The sequence below is a fragment of the Gordonia westfalica genome (genome assembly GCF_900105725.1).
In the GTDB taxonomy this organism is placed as follows: domain Bacteria; phylum Actinomycetota; class Actinomycetes; order Mycobacteriales; family Mycobacteriaceae; genus Gordonia; species Gordonia westfalica.
The window spans coordinates 1-17,356 of record NZ_FNLM01000035.1 but is presented as its reverse complement, the minus strand read 5'-3'; the positions used below and the strand labels follow the sequence as shown (position 1 = coordinate 17,356).

Below are 17,356 nucleotides of genomic sequence, written 5' to 3'. Positions count from 1 at the left end.
AGCATGACCCTCGAGCTCGCTGATGATGTCGGACGTCCGACCGTATCGGACGTCCTTGAACGCCTTCTGATTCCACTCGATTCTCACGACGACTTCACCACCTTCAGAGTTACGACGTAGCAACCGCCGCCCGTGAGAGACGGAATCCTGGTGTAGTCCTTGGGTTGGCCGACAACGTCATAGACAGTTCCGTCGATGACTTCCCTGTCACGTGGTGACACCGGACCGAAATCGGGGAGGACGATGATTCCCACGTCAACGGAGTCCCGGATGTGCCCCGGGAGATCTAGTTCATCGCTTTGTGGGTCGATGAACGTCACGAACTTCCGCGGGTCCGGTTCGCCCCAGGACTCGACATCGTTGCCGTAGTCGTCGGCGCCGGTTCCGTTGAACGGCAGGTGTTCTACGTCGAAGACGGCGGGTATTCCCCTACGGTGCCTGGACAATGACTTGCCCTCCCTGCCAGCGAAACGATGCCGCCAACTTCAGGTCCGACTCGGACATCTGCAAACCCGAGTTCGGCGCTCGGACCGACCATGCAGTGGTCTGCGAGATCGGACCTGCGGAGTCGGTCAGCGACCGGGCTCCGGCCATCACTTCCTCCGGCGTCACAAGAGCGCGGATCACCATTTCGGCGACCGCATTCTTCACACGCGGCGGCACTTCTCCGCCATGCGAGTATGTGACAGTGAGGAACCGTGAAGAATCACATCCGACGGTCAACCACATCCCATTTCGGGTGTAGTCCACAGAGTTTCCCGCGTCATCGGTCACAGACGTCACCCCTGTGACTGGCAACTGGTCCAGACGGACCCGCCCACCATTCACCTTCAACCGCACCGTCGACTCGCCGGGGGTGAACTGCTGTTGGGATGCGGCACGGAACTGGTCCGATGCCGCATCCAACAGTTGATACACCGACGCGTGCTCAGGTTCGGTCAGGTCCCTTTGCGCCACGGCGATCACGTCGTCACGAACAGCAAGGGGAGGAAGAGACACCTGGATCAGCTACCCGAAGTCATTCCGAACTTGACGACGCCGTCCGGACGGACAACCTTGCCGCCGTACACGTGCAGGCCGCGCAGCCGGTCGGCGAAGCTGTTGTCGGCGCGCAGGGCCTCCACCTTATCGAGCTGCGACACGTAGGCCGCGGCCTCCGGGTGGAACGCCACGAAGCCGGGGGTGGAGTTGTTGGGCAGGTTGTTCGACGACAGCACACGGAACCCGAGGAGGGAGCCGATGGTGCCGTTGCGGAGGCCGTTGTTGTCGCCGGACACATCGAAGCTGGTGAGCTTCGAATCCGCGCCGAGGAGCAGACCTTCGAAGTCGGCGTTGCACACGAGAACTCGGCCGGAGGCGGGGGCGTTCTTCTTGTTCAGGGCCACACGAGCAGCCTTGACGAGGTCGAATGCCTTGTTCCCGGTGTCCGGAGCGGAGCCCGACAGGTTGGTGGCTCCGGCGGCGAGCATGGTGGCGATGAACTTGTCCGCGTCATCGACGAGCGCCTTTCCGGCGGCGTCGGTGTACGGGGCCAGGCTGCCCGCAGACTGGGCGGCGTCGATGTCGTCGACCTTGAAGTCGAAGTTCTTCTCCTGGTCGATCAGGAGGTCGACGCCGGTGTCGGTGATGGCGTCAGCCGACGTGGTGCGGTTGTTGGCCTTGTAGTCCTTGATCGCGGGTGCGACGACACCGGGGATGTGGACGGTGTTGCCCTTTGTCGCGACGCCTTCGTACTGGCGGTCGAGCAGAGCGGCGAACACCTTCTCGGCGTCCCACGCCTGGGTGATGTTCGCCGCCCACAGTTCGGGAATGAAATGGGTGATGGCCATGATGGCTCCTTACTTTCGGATGCCCTTGAGTTCGTCGAGCTGGCCTTTGGCGTCAGCGTCGCGAATCTGGCTGGGGACATGTTCTTCAGGTCTGCCTGAGTGAGCTGCTGCACCTTGTTCGCCGGCGCCGCATCGGCATTGGCAACCACCGATGCCGGGCAGCGGGCGGTACGGTCTGCTTGGGTCCGCGGAACGATTGCAGGCGGTCGAGATGGGCGCGCATCTCCTCCTCGGTGTCACCGACGAGTAGATCCGCGGCACATCGGTGCCTTCCACGATCTTCTTGGCGAGGTTGTCGCGTTCCCGCTGCTTCGTGTTTGCAGCGAGGCAGCTTCGGCTTTTCGGCCCGCTCCTGCCAGGTCTGCTCGTCGCGTTCCTTCTGCGCCAGCAGTTCGTCGTACTTGCGGGCCTTGTCGGCGTTCGCCTTCCGGCCCTTCTCGTTCTCGCGAGACAGCGACTTCCACTTGTCGCGTTCAGCGATGAGATCCTCCACACTGAGCGTGGCTCACTGTCGGTGGTCTCAACCTCGGCGGTCGGGTCGTCTTGCTGGTCAACCGTTTCGGCGGCAGCAGTTTCCTCGGGCATGTTGCTCCTGACGTTTCGTCGGATGGTGCGCCGTTGCGGCGCTCAAAATCCCCGCACTGGTGTGCGAGGGAAGCTCTAGGCGGCTTTGAAGTTCTGGTCCGCCATGTGAGGACGGGGCCGATCTCTCCGTGGTCGCGGACCAGGAGAAGTTTCTGGTAGTCGTGGGCGGCGCGATTGTCGGCGCCGGTAAGTTCCCGCACCTGCTTGTGTGTGTCCTCGAGTAGATCCGGATCGATCACCCGGTCGCCGTTCCAATCCGACTTCACGGGAGCGACCGAACAGTCACATCCAGGGTGTATGGGCGACAGGTCACCAACGTGATAGCGCTGAGTAGAGGCGATGACACAGAGAGCACAGTTCTTGGGCCGTTCAGCACCCGCCGGTACGCCTTGACTCCAGCAGCCTGGAGGACGCGTCGGCCTGCCGTACCTTCGCCATCTGCATGTCCGTCGCCACCAGATGCATCAACCGTGTGGCCCGGCCGCGACTGCCGCATCCAGCGGTGCGGATTCGGAAAGGTCGGCCCATACCTGCTCAAAAGGCCTCCGGTACAACAGTTCGGGTCCACCCACGGCCACGGGTAACCCGTCTCGATCCACTGGAAGCGGAACTCCACCTGATACAGCACGGGCAATATAACTGGACGTCAGATTCGCGACTTGAAGTTGTCCGCCGTCACCATCGGCACCAGTCGGGCAATCAGCCTCTCTGCCTGAGCATCACGGAACGCGGGAAGCCCACCCAGATTGCGTTGGCGTAGTTCATCACCCGCGCGCGGACGTCCGCAACGGCCTGTTGGTAGCCGATCAGAAGGCGATCAGACTCGGGCATTCGCGTTGTCCACGAAACTCATCAGCTGCTCGTCAGCCAGATCTAAGGCATCCTGCTCGATCTGCTCCGGCGAGTAGCCAAGAATGTTGCGGGCAATCGACTTCCATGACTCCCCGCACCCTTCGCCTTCACCGCGGCGTCATACTTCTCCGACAGCGACACGTGATCCGGCGGTTCCACGACAAGGAGATCGTCTCCTCGGTCTCAAACCCTCGATACGCAAAGCTTTCGAGATGATCGCCGACAAGCCCGTATCAACCACGTCAAGTCGGTCACGCGCCTTCAGGATCAACGCTTCCTTCATCGCAGCAGAGCCGGTAGCCGACTGATTCTGAGAACCCGGAAGCAGCGCGGGAACGGGGTGGCCGACATCTCCGACAGCTCCCGCAAGTCATCCTTCACACCCTCCAGAAGAGGCCTAATATCGGTGGCATCGGACTCCCACAACTCGATACCAGCAGGGATGTCCCACAACGCACCAGGCGCCGGCTCGAACACCGACGCCCAATCGATGTCGTTGCCTTCGGCGTCCTTCTGTGGCAGACCTCCCGTGAGGGCGCGCTGACGCCACGCCTGCATCGCTGATGTCACACGACGCTCGAGGATTCCCGCGTTGATGCGGGTGATGGTGTCGAGATGGGGTTCGAACTCACCCATTCCGAGCGGGTTGTTCAACACCACCACCGGCGGCCCTCGCCGGTGATGACGAACTCTGTCGCCGCATCCCACTGATCCGAACTGGCACGGTTGTTGCGGATGCGCCGCTCCACCACCTCGGCAGGGTTTACCCACACCGAACGGCTGAACAGCTGCCAGCCGATCTGACACCACACGATCGCAAAGTCTGTTTCCGCATCCGAGTCACGCCACCAACGGATCGCGGCGCGCGCCTTCCACGGCTGCAACGGGTCAGTCGCCGCGTACATCATTTCCGGTGAGTCCGCCGTGATGACGGCGTGCCCATTGTCCCGACCCATGCAGTCATGTAGCTGGTGGCGTAATTCAGCATGTGATGGGTGGCTTCCTTAGCGACCACACCTTTGATGCGGTTATCGCGCCAGATCCTTTGCGCCGCAGCCACCACATCACTGTCGGTGTTGGAGCCAACATCAATACCGTTGGGGATCAGCCGCTCCGCCAAGGATGACGAGATCTTCGTCGCCAGGTTGACGCGCGACTGCCGCTGAAAACGCTGCCACGACGCCCGCACATTCTTACCCATCTCAGGGAGCGGGGCGTCGCCGTCAACGTAGCGACGCAGCAGACTGATTCGCGGCTGCGCAGCATCCAAACGGGCTGTGAGGACGGGGAGCCATTCGGCCGGCGTCACCGGAATCATGCACCACCCTCTCAGTAGATGCGACGTGGCATTCCGACCGGCCTTGGCGGTCGAGCCCCTGACTTGCGTGCGTCCAGACAGGCTTTCCACGACAGCACCGACGCCATCGCGGCATCAAACTTGAGGTCAGCCCGACCATCTTGCTTCTGGAGGACATCCAAGGGTTTCCCCTCGTCGTCCACGATCTTCAGTTCCTTGCGGCCCGCGTTTCCGAGGTGCCTGACAAAGTCCTCGTGGCTGTGTTCGCCACCGAATGTGATCGACCCCGAGTCGATGGCTTCCCGATACTCGCGCAGCGTGTACGCCATCGGCTTCACTCGGGCGGTCCACCACTCCTCCACCCGGTCAGGCCATTTCGCAGCCCACGAGCCGACCGTTTCGGTCCAGTGTGGGGGTCGGCGTACATCTTCCACACCGCATACCGGGTCATGGCGTCCTCGACGGCGGCGGTCACCTCAGCTTCGTTGACTTCCCAACCGTCGTCTTCTAGGTCGTCATCGTCGGGGCGTTCCCACAACCCCAGCAACTCCTGCAACCCGGTGTCGATGCTCGTCGCCACCAACGCGGTAGCGTCACGGAACCGGGCGCCATCGAAACCGAGAGTGATGAACCCGCCCTTAGGGATGCGCTCCCCTGAGCGGCACAAACCCGGTTTGATCTTCTTCATGTCAAACGCCTGGTCGCCCTGACGTTTCCACCGGTTCAACCACACCCGCTCGAGATACGGCCCATCGGCGCCAGGGCGATCCCACTTCGAAGCGATCTCGTCGAACTGGCCCGGACCGAACTCGCCGATCGGGCCGGTCGCCTCAGCGATCGCCCGAATCCGCTCGTCCTTATCCGACAGATCCCGTTCGGGATCGTCATCCGTGCGATACAGATAGAACAAGTCCGGACGCTGAATTTTGCCTTCAGCGATCTGCGTGGCCTCGATGTGAATCTCTTCAGCCACCGAACCCTGACCGGGTTGACCGGCAGTCCCCACATACAACGACCACGGATCATCCAGCGGACGTTTCGGCAGGTTCGCATCCATCGTCTGGTGCGCCTTCAACTGCCGCGGCAAATACAGCCGGTGCGGCTCATCGAAACAGTTCATCGTCGTACGAGCGCCGTCACGAGACCCTGGGTTGTTCGACAATGCGACCGCTTTGCCGTCAGCACGACCGTGATCATTCAGCCGCACAATCCGATCCAACGTCGAATCGAACAGGTCCGCATCAGGGCCTTCTTCGACGATGTACTTCAAAGCGCCGTAAGCAAGTTCCTCAACCTGCTCCACCGACACCGCCAACATCGGAATGTACGGCGAGTTCACCGGCCTACCCACCGGATTCCCCGAGGCATCCCACCCGTCAAACCGGGTCGGCCCCTCCGGATGAAGCTCACAGAACGCTAGGAGCGCCTGCTTCTCTGTCTTCGCCAACCCCTTGCGGACTGACAGTCCAACCCGTTTGAACCGACGACGTCCCTCCCAAGGATGACCTTTCGGGAACACCTCGAAAGCACGATGGATGAACGCCCGAAACTCCGGGTCAATCTCGTACGGCTCCCCCTGCAACGAACCCGGGCCATAGATCGCACGATCCTCGATCAGATCGCATATCTGCGGCCCAGGGTTGGCCAGGGTTCCGGGTCTGGACCCGGAACGACCAGCAGCACGGGTCACACGGCGTAGAGACTCGAGCGCGGATCATCCTTCGGAGGATTCTTCCGCTGCGGCACCGACGTTTCCCGCCGGCGCTTGCCACGGTTCTCCACCTCGTCGACATGCTCAACCTCGGCCCGCAGACGCATCAGCGCCAGCGGATTCAACCCGAGACGGTCAGACAACTGCCGCGCCTCCGCAGCAGCCTTCAGGTCGCCCTGCTCGGCACGAACCTTCCACCGCACATATTGCGCAACCTCACGATGCGTATGGGACTCTTCCCAGATCACCGCCTGAGGCGTCGACCACAGATCCGCCCACAACGCCTTCTCTGCATCAGTGGCCTGCTCAATCTGCAACTGCAACTGGGCCACCAGCAGTTCATTCTTGTTCAGATCGCGCCGCAGCCGGCCCTTCGCGCGACCATCGTCCTCACCCTCCAACTCCACCTGGAGTGACGCGACACGATCGCGAGCAACCTCGAGCATCGCCGACGCATTCACATCCGGAAGCAGAGGCCACTCAGGCGTAGCGCCCTCACGCCCTCAGACGGCAGAGACCGGAAGTCCTTCTTCGGGTTGTTGCGGCGAGCACGCACAGACGGGTGCTTCGGAGCAGGTCCAGGCATTGAACTACCTCCCATTTCGGGATCGGAGGCCCTAACCATTTCGGCAGGGCCAGAGCGTACGGAACCCGTACGCAGGTCTTTCAGCAGTGCCTTCCGGGGCCGGGAGGGGGTGGGGTGGGGGGTGGAGGCCCTGGGTTCGAACGGGTGTTCGATGTAGCACCGGGTGCCCGAGGTTGTCACCCGTTTCCGCAGGTCAGAGGCCTTTTCCGGCCTTGGCCTCGCGTTGGGTCTTGGGCTTGTGGCACTCGGTGCACAGAGTTTCGAGGTTGTCGAGATGGTTGGGGCCACCTGCTGCTCGGTTGCGGGTGTGGTCGGCGTGGAGAGTGCCGTCTCCGGGGTTGCCGTGGTGGCCGCAGCGTTGGCAGGTGTACTGGTCACGGCGGAAGCAGGCTGTTTGGAGCCTGTGGGGGACGTTGCGCCCTTGGATTGGGGCCAGGTGGTTCGGTGTTTTGGGCAGTAGGTGTGGCCGACTGTGCGGGTGGTGCAGTCTGTTCGACCGCACTTCTTGGGTGCCCTCGGCATTACCCGGCATACCTCCATGCTTTTCGGGGCATGGTTCGTTCGATTCCGTCGGGATGTTGGATGACGGTGTGGTCGTCGCGATGGTCGACCAACGACGGGTGGGTGTAGGCGGCGCGGCGGCCTTCGGCCAGCATCCACGTGGTGATGGCTTCGTCGAGCGGGAGGGTGAGTCCGTCGATGTGCTCGAGCATCTGCTTGACGAGTGGTGTTCGGATGGCAACACCAACGGTGTGCCACAGGTTCGGCAGGGTGAAGTAGTTGGCGCCAGCGTTGTCGGCTTCGGTGATGGCCAGCCGGTACACGTCCTGCGCTTGGAGTGGGTAGCTGGTGCCGCAGTAGAGGGACACCACATCGGTGGGTGTGGAGGTGAGGGCTTCGGCCAGTCGGGTGTGGAAGTCGGTGCACGGGATGGCGTCGTCCTCGAGCACCACAGTCCAGTCGCTGTTGGTCATGGATGCTGCAGCCCATGCCCTCTGCCCATTGGCTGTGAGTCCCGATGCTTGGGTGTCGAGGACTAGGTCGGCATCCAATGCTTGGGCGAGTTCGTAGGCTTGGGTCTTGCGCCGTACGTCCCCGACGACAGCGATCCGGTACAGCATCAGTCGGCTGCGATGGCCTCGGCCGTGTCCCGCAGGATGCTGGCCACCTGGTCTCGCAGCCCCTCGATGGACAGCTCGTAGTTGACGTTGTTGCCGTCGGTGTGGACTTGGGTTGCGGTCACGTCGATTGAGGCGGTGCCGAGTTCGTGGAAGATCCCATCGACCATCAGTCCGAGCTTGGCGTTCAGAACTCCGAGTGCTGCCATCAGTAGCCTGTCCCCTCGTGTTGTCCTGTGTGCAGCAGGGTTTGGGTCTTCATCCACCCGAACTTCCAGCCCTGCTGCCGGAGCTGTGTGGACTTGACGCGTTCGGAGTCGGGTTGTTGGGGCCAGCCGTCGAGCCAGGCTTCACGTCGCCACACCGCTGGGTTGGTGGTGTGGACTAAGTCTTGGGCGATGTGGTCGCCGCGGTCCTCGATCACCCTGTGCTTGCCGAGCGCTTCGAGTCGTTGCCGGCACACCTCGAGTCCTTCGAGGACACCATCGGTCTCGTAGTCGTAGAACGGGTCTCGGAGTAGGGCGATCTGGGCGAGGTCTCGTTCGGTGTCGAGGATGTCTGTCAGCTCTTTGAGATCCACATCCGCAATGAACTGGAAGTCCTCTTCGACGAACAGTGTGTAGTCGCCGGCCATCACAGTGCAGGCCAGTTGCATGGTGTGGCGTAGCCTCTGCCATGGCCTTCGATGAGGCGTACTGGGGGGGGGGGGGGGGGCGCGCCACCCATGCTGACTGGCCGTGCAGCTGTGATGGCCGGCGACTACACACTGTTCGTCGAAGAGACTTCCAGTTCATTGCGGATGTGGATCTCAAAGAGCTGACAGACATCCTCGACACCGAACGAGACCTCGCCCAGATCGCCCTACTCCGAGACCCGTTCTACGACTACGAGACCGATGGTGTCCTCGAAGGACTCGAGGTGTGCCGGCAACGACTCGAAGCGCTCGGCAAGCACAGGGTGATCGAGGACCGCGGCGACCACATCGCCCAAGACTTAGTCCACACCACCAACCCAGCGGTGTGGCGACGTGAAGCCTGGCTCGACGGCTGGCCCCAACAACCCGACTCCGAACGCGTCAAGTCCACACAGCTCCGGCAGCAGGGCTGGAAGTTCGGGTGGATGAAGACCCAAACCCTGCTGCACACAGGACAACACGAGGGGACAGGCTACTGATGGCAGCACTCGGAGTTCTGAACGCCAAGCTCGGACTGATGGTCGATGGGATCTTCCACGAACTCGGCACCGCCTCAATCGACGTGACCGCAACCCAAGTCCACACCGACGGCAACAACGTCAACTACGAGCTGTCCATCGAGGGGCTGCGAGACCAGGTGGCCAGCATCCTGCGGGACACGGCCGAGGCCATCGCAGCCGACTGATGCTGTACCGGATCGCTGTCGTCGGGGACGTACGGCGCAAGACCCAAGCCTACGAACTCGCCCAAGCATTGGATGCCGACCTAGTCCTCGACACCCAAGCATCGGGACTCACAGCCAATGGGCAGAGGGCATGGGCTGCAGCATCCATGACCAACAGCGACTGGACTGTGGTGCTCGAGGACGACGCCATCCCGTGCACCGACTTCCACACCCGACTGGCCGAAGCCCTCACCTCCACACCCACCGATGTGGTGTCCCTCTACTGCGGCACCAGCTACCCACTCCAAGCGCAGGACGTGTACCGGCTGGCCATCACCGAAGCCGACAACGCTGGCGCCAACTACTTCACCCTGCCGAACCTGTGGCACACCGTTGGTGTTGCCATCCGAACACCACTCGTCAAGCAGATGCTCGAGCACATCGACGGACTCACCCTCCCGCTCGACGAAGCCATCACCACGTGGATGCTGGCCGAAGGCCGCCGCGCCGCCTACACCCACCCGTCGTTGGTCGACCATCGCGACGACCACACCGTCATCCAACATCCCGACGGAATCGAACGAACCATGCCCGAAAAGCATGGAGGTATGCCGGGTAATGCCGAGGGCACCCAAGAAGTGCGGTCGAACAGACTGCACCACCCGCACAGTCGGCCACACCTACTGCCCAAAACACCGAACCACCTGGCCCCAATCCAAGGGGCGCAACGTCCCCCACAGGCTCCAAACAGCCTGCTTCCGCCGTGACCAGTACACCTGCCAACGCTGCGGCCACCACGGCAACCCCGGAGACGGCACTCTCCACGCCGACCACACCCGCAACCGAGCAGCAGGTGGCCCCAACCATCTCGACAACCTCGAAACTCTGTGCACCGAGTGCCACAAGCCCAAGACCCAACGCGAGGCCAAGGCCGGAAAAGGCCTCTGACCTGCGGAAACGGGGTGACAACCTCGGGCACCCGGTGCTACATCGAACACCCGTTCGAACCCAGGGCCTCCACCCCCCACCCACCCCCTCCCGGCCCGGAAGGCACTGCTGAAAGACCTGCGTACGGGTTCCGTACGCTCTGGCCCTGCCGAAATGGTTAGGGCCTCCGATCCCGAAATGGGAGGTAGTTCAATGCCTGGACCTGCTCCGAAGCACCCGTCTGTGCGTGCTCGCCGCAACAACCCGAAGAAGGACTTCCGGTCTCTGCCGTCTGAGGGGCGTGAGGGCGCTACGCCTGAGTGGCCTCTGCTTCCGGATGTGAATGCGTCGGCGATGCTCGAGGTTGCTCGCGATCGTGTCGCGTCACTCCAGGTGGAGTTGGAGGGTGAGGACGATGGTCGCGCGAAGGGCCGGCTGCGGCGCGATCTGAACAAGAATGAACTGCTGGTGGCCCAGTTGCAGTTGCAGATTGAGCAGGCCACTGATGCAGAGAAGGCGTTGTGGGCGGATCTGTGGTCGACGCCTCAGGCGGTGATCTGGGAAGAGTCCCATACGCATCGTGAGGTTGCGCAATATGTGCGGTGGAAGGTTCGTGCCGAGCAGGGCGACCTGAAGGCTGCTGCGGAGGCGCGGCAGTTGTCTGACCGTCTCGGGTTGAATCCGCTGGCGCTGATGCGTCTGCGGGCCGAGGTTGAGCATGTCGACGAGGTGGAGAACCGTGGCAAGCGCCGGCGGGAAACGTCGGTGCCGCAGCGGAAGAATCCTCCGAAGGATGATCCGCGCTCGAGTCTCTACGCCGTGTGACCCGTGCTGCTGGTCGTTCCGGGTCCAGACCCGGAACCCTGGCCAACCCTGGGGCCGCAGATATGCGATCTGATCGAGGATCGTGCGATCTATGGCCCGGGTTCGTTGCAGGGGGAGCCGTACGAGATTGACCCGGAGTTTCGGGCGTTCATCCATCGTGCTTTCGAGGTGTTCCCGAAAGGTCATCCTTGGGAGGGACGTCGTCGGTTCAAACGGGTTGGACTGTCAGTCCGCAAGGGGTTGGCGAAGACAGAGAAGCAGGCGCTCCTAGCGTTCTGTGAGCTTCATCCGGAGGGGCCGACCCGGTTTGACGGGTGGGATGCCTCGGGGAATCCGGTGGGTAGGCCGGTGAACTCGCCGTACATTCCGATGTTGGCGGTGTCGGTGGAGCAGGTTGAGGAACTTGCTTACGGCGCTTTGAAGTACATCGTCGAAGAAGGCCCTGATGCGGACCTGTTCGATTCGACGTTGGATCGGATTGTGCGGCTGAATGATCACGGTCGTGCTGACGGCAAAGCGGTCGCATTGTCGAACAACCCAGGGTCTCGTGACGGCGCTCGTACGACGATGAACTGTTTCGATGAGCCGCACCGGCTGTATTTGCCGCGGCAGTTGAAGGCGCACCAGACGATGGATGCGAACCTGCCGAAACGTCCGCTGGATGATCCGTGGTCGTTGTATGTGGGGACTGCCGGTCAACCCGGTCAGGGTTCGGTGGCTGAAGAGATTCACATCGAGGCCACGCAGATCGCTGAAGGCAAAATTCAGCGTCCGGACTTGTTCTATCTGTATCGCACGGATGACGATCCCGAACGGGATCTGTCGGATAAGGACGAGCGGATTCGGGCGATCGCTGAGGCGACCGGCCCGATCGGCGAGTTCGGTCCGGGCCAGTTCGACGAGATCGCTTCGAAGTGGGATCGCCCTGGCGCCGATGGGCCGTATCTCGAGCGGGTGTGGTTGAACCGGTGGAAACGTCAGGGCGACCAGGCGTTTGACATGAAGAAGATCAAACCGGGTTTGTGCCGCTCAGGGGAGCGCATCCCTAAGGGCGGGTTCATCACTCTCGGTTTCGATGGCGCCCGGTTCCGTGACGCTACCGCGTTGGTGGCGACGAGCATCGACACCGGGTTGCAGGAGTTGCTGGGGTTGTGGGAACGCCCGACGATGACGACCTAGAAGACGACGGTTGGGAAGTCAACGAAGCTGAGGTGACCGCCGCCGTCGAGGACGCCATGACCCGGTATGCGGTGTGGAAGATGTACGCCGACCCCCACACTGGACCGAAACGGTCGGCTCGTGGGCTGCGAAATGGCCTGACCGGGTGGAGGAGTGGTGGACCGCCCGAGTGAAGCCGATGGCGTACACGCTGCGCGAGTATCGGGAAGCCATCGACTCGGGGTCGATCACATTCGGTGGCGAACACAGCCACGAGGACTTTGTCAGGCACCTCGGAAACGCGGGCCGCAAGGAACTGAAGATCGTGGACGACGAGGGGAAACCCTTGGATGTCCTCCAGAAGCAAGATGGTCGGGCTGACCTCAAGTTTGATGCCGCGATGGCGTCGGTGCTGTCGTGGAAAGCCTGTCTGGACGCACGCAAGTCAGGGGCTCGACCGCCAAGGCCGGTCGGAATGCCACGTCGCATCTACTGAGAGGGGTGGTGCATGATTCCGGTGACGCCGGCCGAATGGCTCCCCGTCCTCACAGCCCGTTTGGATGCTGCGCAGCCGCGAATCAGTCTGCTGCGTCGCTACGTTGACGGCGACGCCCCGCTCCTGAGATGGGTAAGAATGTGCGGGCGTCGTGGCAGCGTTTTCAGCGGCAGTCGCGCGTCAACCTGGCGACGAAGATCTCGTCATCCTTGGCGGAGCGGCTGATCCCAACGGTATTGATGTTGGCTCCAACACCGACAGTGATGTGGTGGCTGCGGCGCAAAGGATCTGGCGCGATAACCGCATCAAAGGTGTGGTCGCTAAGGAAGCCACCCATCACATGCTGAATTACGCCACCAGCTACATGACTGCATGGGTCGGGGACAATGGGCACGCCGTCATCACGGCGGACTCACCGGAAATGATGTACGCGGCGACTGACCCGTTGCAGCCGTGGAAGGCGCGCGCCGCGATCCGTTGGTGGCGTGACTCGGATGCGGAAACAGACTTTGCGATCGTGTGGTGTCAGATCGGCTGGCAGCTGTTCAGCCGTTCGGTGTGGGTAAACCCTGCCGAGGTGGTGGAGCGGCGCATCCGCAACAACCGTGCCAGTTCGGATCAGTGGGATGCGGCGACAGAGTTCGTCATCACCGGCGAGGGGCCGCCGGTGGTGGTGTTGAACAACCCGCTCGGAATGGGTGAGTTCGAACCCCATCTCGACACCATCACCCGCATCAACGCGGGAATCCTCGAGCGTCGTGTGACATCAGCGATGCAGGCGTGGCGTCAGCGCGCCCTCACGGGAGGTCTGCCACAGAAGGACGCCGAAGGCAACGACATCGATTGGGCGTCGGTGTTCGAGCCGGCGCCTGGTGCGTTGTGGGACATCCCTGCTGGTATCGAGTTGTGGGAGTCCGATGCCACCGATATTAGGCCTCTTCTGGAGGGTGTGAAGGATGACTTGCGGGAGCTGTCGGAGATGTCGGCCACCCCGTTCCCGCGCTGCTTCCGGGTTCTCAGAATCAGTCGGCTACCGGCTCTGCTGCGATGAAGGAAGCGTTGATCCTGAAGGCGCGTGACCGACTTGACGTGGTTGATACGGGCTTGTCGGCGATCATCTCGAAAGCTTTGCGTATCGAGGGGTTTGAGACCGAGGAGACGATCTCCTTGTCGTGGGAACCGCCGGATCACGTGTCGCTGTCGGAGAAGTATGACGCCGCGGTGAAGGCGAAGGGTGCGGGGGAGTCATGGAAGTCGATTGCCCGCAACATTCTTGGCTACTCGCCGGAGCAGATCGAGCAGGATGCCTTAGATCTGGCTGACGAGCAGCTGATGAGTTTCGTGGACAACGCGAATGCCCGAGTCTGATCGCCTTCTGATCGGCTACCAACAGGCCGTTGCGGACGTCCGCGCGCGGGTGATGAACTACGCCAACGCAATCTGGGGTGGGCTTCCCGCGTTCCGTGATGCTCAGGCAGAGAGGCTGATTGCCCGACTGGTGCCGATGGTGACGGCGGGACAACTTCAAGTCGCGAATCTGACGTCCAGTTATATTGCCCGTGCTGTATCAGGTGGAGTTCCGCTTCCAGTGGATCGAGACGGGGTTACCCGTGGCCGTGGGGTGGACCCCGAACTGTTGTACCGGAGGCCTTTTGAGCAGGTATGGGCCGACCTTTCCGAATCCGCACCGCTGGATGCGGCAGTCGCGGCCGGGGCCACACGGTTGATGCATCTGGTGGCGACGGACATGCAGATGGCGAAGGTACGGCAGGCCGACGCGTCCCTCCAGGCTGCTGGAGTCAAGGCGTACCGGCGGGTGCTGAACGGCCCCAAGAACTGTGCTCTCTGTGTCATCGCCTCTACTCAGCGCTATCACGTTGGTGACCTGTCGCCCATACACCCTGGATGTGACTGTTCGGTCGCTCCCGTGAAGTCGGATTGGAACGGCGACCGGGTGATCGATCCGGATCTACTCGAGGACACACACAAGCAGGTGCGGGAACTTACCGGCGCCGACAATCGCGCCGCCCACGACTACCAGAAACTTCTCCTGGTCCGCGACCACGGAGAGATCGGCCCCGTCCTCACATGGCGGGACCAGAACTTCAAAGCCGCCTAGAGCTTCCCTCGCACACCAGTGCGGGGATTTTGAGCGCCGCAACGGCGCACCATCCGACGAAACGTCAGGAGCAACATGCCCGAGGAAACTGCTGCCGCCGAAACGGTTGACCAGCAAGACGACCCGACCGCCGAGGTTGAGACCACCGACAGTGAGCCCACGCTCAGTGTGGAGGATCTCATCGCTGAACGCGACAAGTGGAAGTCGCTGTCTCGCGAGAACGAGAAGGGCCGGAAGGCGAACGCCGACAAGGCCCGCAAGTACGACGAACTGCTGGCGCAGAAGGAACGCGACGAGCAGACCTGGCAGGAGCGGGCCGAAAAGGCCGAAGCTGCCCTCGCTGCAAACACGAAGCAGCGGGAACGCGACAACCTCGCCAAGAAGATCGTGGAAGGCACCGATGTGCCCGCGGATCTACTCGTCGGTGACACCGAGGAGGAGATGCGCGCCCATCTCGACCGCCTGCAATCGTTCCGCGGACCCAAGCAGACCGTACCGCCCGCTGCCCCGGCATCGGTGGTTGCCAATGCCGATGCGGCGCCGGCGAACAAGGTGCAGCAGCTCACTCAGGCAGACCTGAAGAACATGTCCCCAGCCCAGATTCGCGACGCTGACGCCAAAGGCCAGCTCGACGAACTCAAGGGCATCCGAAAGTAAGGAGCCATCATGGCCATCACCCATTTCATTCCCGAACTGTGGGCGGCGAACATCACCCAGGCGTGGGACGCCGAGAAGGTGTTCGCCGCTCTGCTCGACCGCCAGTACGAAGGCGTCGCGACAAAGGGCAACACCGTCCACATCCCGGTGTCGTCGCACCCGCGATCAAGGACTACAAGGCCAACAACCGCACCACGTCGGCTGACGCCATCACCGACACCGGCGTCGACCTCCTGATCGACCAGGAGAAGAACTTCGACTTCAAGGTCGACGACATCGACGCCGCCCAGTCTGCGGGCAGCCTGGCCCCGTACACCGACGCCGCCGGAAAGGCGCTCGTCGATGACGCGGACAAGTTCATCGCCACCATGCTCGCCGCCGGAGCCACCAACCTGTCGGGCTCCGCTCCGGACACCGGGAACAAGGCATTCGACCTCGTCAAGGCTGCTCGTGTGGCCCTGAACAAGAAGAACGCCCCGCCTCCGGCCGAGTTCTCGTGTGCAACGCCGACTTCGAAGGTCTGCTCCTCGGCGCGGATTCGAAGCTCACCAGCTTCGATGTGTCCGGCGACAACAACGGCCTCCGCAACGGCACCATCGGCTCCCTCCTCGGGTTCCGTGTGCTGTCGTCGAACAACCTGCCCAACAACTCCACCCCGGCTTCGTGGCGTTCCACCCGGAGGCCGCGGCCTACGTGTCGCAGCTCGATAAGGTGGAGGCCCTGCGCGCCGACAACAGCTTCGCCGACCGGCTGCGCGGCCTGCACGTGTACGGCGGCAAGGTTGTCCGTCCGGACGGCGTCGTCAAGTTCGGAATGACTTCGGGTAGCTGATCCAGGTGTCTCTTCCTCCCCTTGCTGTTCGTGACGACGTGATCGCCGTGGCGCAAAGGGACCTGACCGAACCTGAGCACGCGTCGGTGTATCAACTGTTGGATGCGGCATCGGACCAGTTCCGTGCCGCATCCCAACAGCAGTTCACCCCCGGCGAGTCGACGGTGCGGTTGAAGGTGAATGGTGGGCGGGTCCGTCTGGACCAGTTGCCAGTCACAGGGGTGACGTCTGTGACCGATGACGCGGGAAACTCTGTGGACTACACCCGAAATGGGATGTGGTTGACCGTCGGATGTGATTCTTCACGGTTCCTCACTGTCACATACTCGCATGGCGGAGAAGTGCCGCCGCGTGTGAAGAATGCGGTCGCCGAAATGGTGATCCGCGCTCTTGTGACGCCGGAGGAAGTGATGGCCGGAGCCCGGTCGCTGACCGACTCCGCAGGTCCGATCTCGCAGACCACTGCATGGTCGGTCCGAGCGCCGAACTCGGGTTTGCAGATGTCCGAGTCGGACCTGAAGTTGGCGGCATCGTTTCGCTGGCAGGGAGGGCAAGTCATTGTCCAGGCACCGTAGGGGAATACCCGCCGTCTTCGACGTAGAACACCTGCCGTTCAACGGAACCGGCGCCGACGACTACGGCAACGATGTCGAGTCCTGGGGCGAACCGGACCCGCGGAAGTTCGTGACGTTCATCGACCCACAAAGCGATGAACTAGATCTCCCGGGGCACATCCGGGACTCCGTTGACGTGGGAATCATCGTCCTCCCCGATTTCGGTCCGGTGTCACCACGTGACAGGGAAGTCATCGACGGAACTGTCTATGACGTTGTCGGCCAACCCAAGGACTACACCAGGATTCCGTCTCTCACGGGCGGCGGTTGCTACGTCGTAACTCTGAAGGTGGTGAAGTCGTCGTGAGAATCGAGTGGAATCAGAAGGCGTTCAAGGACGTCCGATACGGTCGGACGTCCGACATCATCAGCGAGCTCGAGGGTCATGCTGAG

At 62.3% G+C, this 17,356-nt stretch carries 30 protein-coding genes and 1 pseudogene; 16 read left to right on the top strand and 15 right to left on the bottom strand.

Annotated elements, in window-relative coordinates; genetic code table 11:
• Positions 1-83: 83 nt before the first annotated feature.
• The 15 genes from BLU62_RS26265 to BLU62_RS26210 form a co-directional block, all read right to left on the bottom strand.
• A complete protein-coding gene (locus tag BLU62_RS26265; protein ID WP_074848204.1) occupies positions 84-446 on the bottom strand; it encodes a hypothetical protein in 363 nt (120 codons plus the stop codon).
• Complete coding sequence (locus tag BLU62_RS26260; protein ID WP_139179952.1) at positions 430-999, bottom strand: hypothetical protein; 570 nt, start codon at positions 997-999, stop codon at positions 430-432. Before BLU62_RS26260 ends, BLU62_RS26265 begins: the two co-directional genes overlap by 17 nt.
• A 5-nt stretch (positions 1,000-1,004) precedes the next feature.
• Positions 1,005-1,829, bottom strand: coding sequence for a phage major capsid protein (locus tag BLU62_RS26255; protein ID WP_074848177.1), 825 nt, complete (start codon positions 1,827-1,829; stop codon positions 1,005-1,007).
• Between the two features lie 85 nt (positions 1,830-1,914).
• On the bottom strand, positions 1,915-2,322 hold the full coding sequence (locus tag BLU62_RS26250; RefSeq protein WP_074853334.1) for a hypothetical protein: 408 nt from the start codon (positions 2,320-2,322) through the stop codon (positions 1,915-1,917).
• Between the two features lie 791 nt (positions 2,323-3,113).
• The gene (locus BLU62_RS34430) at positions 3,114-3,245 is read right to left on the bottom strand and encodes a hypothetical protein (RefSeq protein WP_280141567.1); all 132 of its coding nucleotides are present in this window, start codon (positions 3,243-3,245) and stop codon (positions 3,114-3,116) included.
• A 300-nt stretch (positions 3,246-3,545) separates the two neighbouring features.
• Positions 3,546-3,902 (bottom strand): hypothetical protein, encoded by a 357-nt coding sequence (locus tag BLU62_RS34090; protein WP_244278404.1) that lies wholly within the window; start codon positions 3,900-3,902, stop codon positions 3,546-3,548.
• A gap of 14 nt (positions 3,903-3,916) precedes the next feature.
• Positions 3,917-4,174, bottom strand: coding sequence for a hypothetical protein (locus BLU62_RS34085; protein ID WP_244278403.1), 258 nt, complete (start codon positions 4,172-4,174; stop codon positions 3,917-3,919).
• Entirely contained in the window at positions 4,171-4,584 is a 414-nt protein-coding gene (locus BLU62_RS34080; protein ID WP_074853331.1) for a hypothetical protein, read from the bottom strand. Before BLU62_RS34080 ends, BLU62_RS34085 begins: the two co-directional genes overlap by 4 nt.
• Before the next feature lie 11 nt (positions 4,585-4,595).
• Positions 4,596-4,892 carry a hypothetical protein gene (locus BLU62_RS34075; RefSeq protein ID WP_139179984.1) on the bottom strand — a complete coding sequence of 99 codons (297 nt, stop codon included), beginning with the start codon at positions 4,890-4,892 and terminating at the stop codon, positions 4,596-4,598.
• A 5-nt stretch (positions 4,893-4,897) separates the two neighbouring features.
• Positions 4,898-6,010, bottom strand: a complete 1,113-nt coding sequence (locus BLU62_RS26235; protein WP_244278402.1) for a hypothetical protein — start codon at positions 6,008-6,010, stop codon at positions 4,898-4,900.
• A gap of 239 nt (positions 6,011-6,249) precedes the next feature.
• Positions 6,250-6,720, bottom strand: coding sequence for a hypothetical protein (locus BLU62_RS26230; protein ID WP_139180085.1), 471 nt, complete (start codon positions 6,718-6,720; stop codon positions 6,250-6,252).
• Positions 6,721-7,053: 333 nt separating this feature from the next.
• Positions 7,054-7,392 carry an HNH endonuclease gene (locus BLU62_RS34995; protein WP_208863705.1) on the bottom strand — a complete coding sequence of 113 codons (339 nt, stop codon included), beginning with the start codon at positions 7,390-7,392 and terminating at the stop codon, positions 7,054-7,056.
• Positions 7,382-7,981, bottom strand: coding sequence for a hypothetical protein (locus BLU62_RS26220; protein ID WP_074848196.1), 600 nt, complete (start codon positions 7,979-7,981; stop codon positions 7,382-7,384). The genes BLU62_RS34995 and BLU62_RS26220 overlap by 11 nt, the downstream gene beginning before the upstream one ends.
• Entirely contained in the window at positions 7,981-8,187 is a 207-nt protein-coding gene (locus BLU62_RS26215; RefSeq protein ID WP_074848193.1) for a hypothetical protein, read from the bottom strand. The genes BLU62_RS26220 and BLU62_RS26215 overlap by 1 nt, the downstream gene beginning before the upstream one ends.
• On the bottom strand, positions 8,187-8,612 hold the full coding sequence (locus BLU62_RS26210; RefSeq protein WP_159441584.1) for a hypothetical protein: 426 nt from the start codon (positions 8,610-8,612) through the stop codon (positions 8,187-8,189). Before BLU62_RS26210 ends, BLU62_RS26215 begins: the two co-directional genes overlap by 1 nt.
• Before the next feature lie 167 nt (positions 8,613-8,779).
• Between BLU62_RS26210 and BLU62_RS26205 the strand changes: the two genes are divergently transcribed.
• The 16 genes and pseudogenes from BLU62_RS26205 (at position 8,780) to BLU62_RS26155 (ending at position 17,270) form a co-directional block, all read left to right on the top strand.
• Positions 8,780-9,151 carry a hypothetical protein gene (locus BLU62_RS26205; RefSeq protein ID WP_074853327.1) on the top strand — a complete coding sequence of 124 codons (372 nt, stop codon included), beginning with the start codon at positions 8,780-8,782 and terminating at the stop codon, positions 9,149-9,151.
• On the top strand, positions 9,151-9,357 hold the full coding sequence (locus BLU62_RS26200; protein ID WP_074848193.1) for a hypothetical protein: 207 nt from the start codon (positions 9,151-9,153) through the stop codon (positions 9,355-9,357). The genes BLU62_RS26205 and BLU62_RS26200 overlap by 1 nt, the downstream gene beginning before the upstream one ends.
• Positions 9,357-10,103 carry a hypothetical protein gene (locus BLU62_RS34070; protein ID WP_244278401.1) on the top strand — a complete coding sequence of 249 codons (747 nt, stop codon included), beginning with the start codon at positions 9,357-9,359 and terminating at the stop codon, positions 10,101-10,103. Before BLU62_RS26200 ends, BLU62_RS34070 begins: the two co-directional genes overlap by 1 nt.
• A gap of 22 nt (positions 10,104-10,125) precedes the next feature.
• A pseudogene (locus tag BLU62_RS34990) lies at positions 10,126-10,284 on the top strand (HNH endonuclease); the annotation flags it as partial.
• Between the two features lie 192 nt (positions 10,285-10,476).
• A complete protein-coding gene (locus BLU62_RS26190) occupies positions 10,477-11,088 on the top strand; it encodes a hypothetical protein (protein WP_139179951.1) in 612 nt (203 codons plus the stop codon).
• 240 nt (positions 11,089-11,328) lie between these two features.
• Positions 11,329-12,267, top strand: a complete 939-nt coding sequence (locus tag BLU62_RS34065) for a hypothetical protein (protein WP_244278400.1) — start codon at positions 11,329-11,331, stop codon at positions 12,265-12,267.
• The gene (locus BLU62_RS34060) at positions 12,240-12,440 is read left to right on the top strand and encodes a hypothetical protein (protein ID WP_244278399.1); all 201 of its coding nucleotides are present in this window, start codon (positions 12,240-12,242) and stop codon (positions 12,438-12,440) included. The genes BLU62_RS34065 and BLU62_RS34060 overlap by 28 nt, the downstream gene beginning before the upstream one ends.
• A gap of 5 nt (positions 12,441-12,445) precedes the next feature.
• Positions 12,446-12,742: a hypothetical protein gene (locus tag BLU62_RS34055; RefSeq protein WP_139179984.1), complete on the top strand. Its 297-nt coding sequence runs from the start codon at positions 12,446-12,448 to the stop codon at positions 12,740-12,742.
• Between the two features lie 151 nt (positions 12,743-12,893).
• Positions 12,894-13,793 carry a hypothetical protein gene (locus BLU62_RS31675; RefSeq protein WP_244278398.1) on the top strand — a complete coding sequence of 300 codons (900 nt, stop codon included), beginning with the start codon at positions 12,894-12,896 and terminating at the stop codon, positions 13,791-13,793.
• Positions 13,790-14,110 (top strand): hypothetical protein, encoded by a 321-nt coding sequence (locus BLU62_RS34050; RefSeq protein WP_074847887.1) that lies wholly within the window; start codon positions 13,790-13,792, stop codon positions 14,108-14,110. The genes BLU62_RS31675 and BLU62_RS34050 overlap by 4 nt, the downstream gene beginning before the upstream one ends.
• Positions 14,097-14,861, top strand: coding sequence for a hypothetical protein (locus BLU62_RS26175; RefSeq protein WP_074847889.1), 765 nt, complete (start codon positions 14,097-14,099; stop codon positions 14,859-14,861). The genes BLU62_RS34050 and BLU62_RS26175 overlap by 14 nt, the downstream gene beginning before the upstream one ends.
• A 75-nt stretch (positions 14,862-14,936) precedes the next feature.
• Positions 14,937-15,518 carry a hypothetical protein gene (locus BLU62_RS26170; RefSeq protein WP_074847885.1) on the top strand — a complete coding sequence of 194 codons (582 nt, stop codon included), beginning with the start codon at positions 14,937-14,939 and terminating at the stop codon, positions 15,516-15,518.
• A 9-nt stretch (positions 15,519-15,527) separates the two neighbouring features.
• Positions 15,528-15,755, top strand: a complete 228-nt coding sequence (locus BLU62_RS34045) for a hypothetical protein (protein WP_244278397.1) — start codon at positions 15,528-15,530, stop codon at positions 15,753-15,755.
• A gap of 426 nt (positions 15,756-16,181) precedes the next feature.
• Positions 16,182-16,349: a hypothetical protein gene (locus tag BLU62_RS34040; protein WP_244278396.1), complete on the top strand. Its 168-nt coding sequence runs from the start codon at positions 16,182-16,184 to the stop codon at positions 16,347-16,349.
• 5 nt (positions 16,350-16,354) lie between these two features.
• Positions 16,355-16,924, top strand: coding sequence for a hypothetical protein (locus tag BLU62_RS26160; protein WP_139179952.1), 570 nt, complete (start codon positions 16,355-16,357; stop codon positions 16,922-16,924).
• On the top strand, positions 16,908-17,270 hold the full coding sequence (locus tag BLU62_RS26155) for a hypothetical protein (RefSeq protein ID WP_074848204.1): 363 nt from the start codon (positions 16,908-16,910) through the stop codon (positions 17,268-17,270). The genes BLU62_RS26160 and BLU62_RS26155 overlap by 17 nt, the downstream gene beginning before the upstream one ends.
• The last annotated feature ends 86 nt before the right edge of the window (positions 17,271-17,356 follow it).

What these genes read in the sequence shown, in the direction of transcription:
- BLU62_RS34430 (WP_280141567.1), bottom strand. Translation starts at nt 3,245, where the DNA reads ATGCCCGAGTCTGATCGCCTTCTGATCGGCTACCAACAGGCCGTTGCG.
- BLU62_RS26230 (WP_139180085.1), bottom strand. Translation starts at nt 6,720, where the DNA reads ATGCTCGAGGTTGCTCGCGATCGTGTCGCGTCACTCCAGGTGGAGTTG.
- BLU62_RS26175 (WP_074847889.1), top strand. Translation starts at nt 14,097, where the DNA reads ATGCCCGAGTCTGATCGCCTTCTGATCGGCTACCAACAGGCCGTTGCG.
- BLU62_RS26215 (WP_074848193.1), bottom strand. Translation starts at nt 8,187, where the DNA reads ATGGCAGCACTCGGAGTTCTGAACGCCAAGCTCGGACTGATGGTCGAT.
- BLU62_RS26220 (WP_074848196.1), bottom strand. Translation starts at nt 7,981, where the DNA reads ATGCTGTACCGGATCGCTGTCGTCGGGGACGTACGGCGCAAGACCCAA.
- BLU62_RS26200 (WP_074848193.1), top strand. Translation starts at nt 9,151, where the DNA reads ATGGCAGCACTCGGAGTTCTGAACGCCAAGCTCGGACTGATGGTCGAT.
- BLU62_RS26170 (WP_074847885.1), top strand. Translation starts at nt 14,937, where the DNA reads ATGCCCGAGGAAACTGCTGCCGCCGAAACGGTTGACCAGCAAGACGAC.
- BLU62_RS34070 (WP_244278401.1), top strand. Translation starts at nt 9,357, where the DNA reads ATGCTGTACCGGATCGCTGTCGTCGGGGACGTACGGCGCAAGACCCAA.
- BLU62_RS34050 (WP_074847887.1), top strand. Translation starts at nt 13,790, where the DNA reads ATGAAGGAAGCGTTGATCCTGAAGGCGCGTGACCGACTTGACGTGGTT.
- BLU62_RS34075 (WP_139179984.1), bottom strand. Translation starts at nt 4,892, where the DNA reads ATGGCGTACACGCTGCGCGAGTATCGGGAAGCCATCGACTCGGGGTCG.
- BLU62_RS34090 (WP_244278404.1), bottom strand. Translation starts at nt 3,902, where the DNA reads ATGGGTGAGTTCGAACCCCATCTCGACACCATCACCCGCATCAACGCG.
- BLU62_RS26190 (WP_139179951.1), top strand. Translation starts at nt 10,477, where the DNA reads ATGCCTGGACCTGCTCCGAAGCACCCGTCTGTGCGTGCTCGCCGCAAC.
- BLU62_RS26255 (WP_074848177.1), bottom strand. Translation starts at nt 1,829, where the DNA reads ATGGCCATCACCCATTTCATTCCCGAACTGTGGGCGGCGAACATCACC.
- BLU62_RS34045 (WP_244278397.1), top strand. Translation starts at nt 15,528, where the DNA reads ATGGCCATCACCCATTTCATTCCCGAACTGTGGGCGGCGAACATCACC.
- BLU62_RS34995 (WP_208863705.1), bottom strand. Translation starts at nt 7,392, where the DNA reads ATGCCGGGTAATGCCGAGGGCACCCAAGAAGTGCGGTCGAACAGACTG.
- BLU62_RS34085 (WP_244278403.1), bottom strand. Translation starts at nt 4,174, where the DNA reads ATGATGTACGCGGCGACTGACCCGTTGCAGCCGTGGAAGGCGCGCGCC.
- BLU62_RS34080 (WP_074853331.1), bottom strand. Translation starts at nt 4,584, where the DNA reads ATGATTCCGGTGACGCCGGCCGAATGGCTCCCCGTCCTCACAGCCCGT.
- BLU62_RS34055 (WP_139179984.1), top strand. Translation starts at nt 12,446, where the DNA reads ATGGCGTACACGCTGCGCGAGTATCGGGAAGCCATCGACTCGGGGTCG.
- BLU62_RS26210 (WP_159441584.1), bottom strand. Translation starts at nt 8,612, where the DNA reads ATGGCCGGCGACTACACACTGTTCGTCGAAGAGGACTTCCAGTTCATT.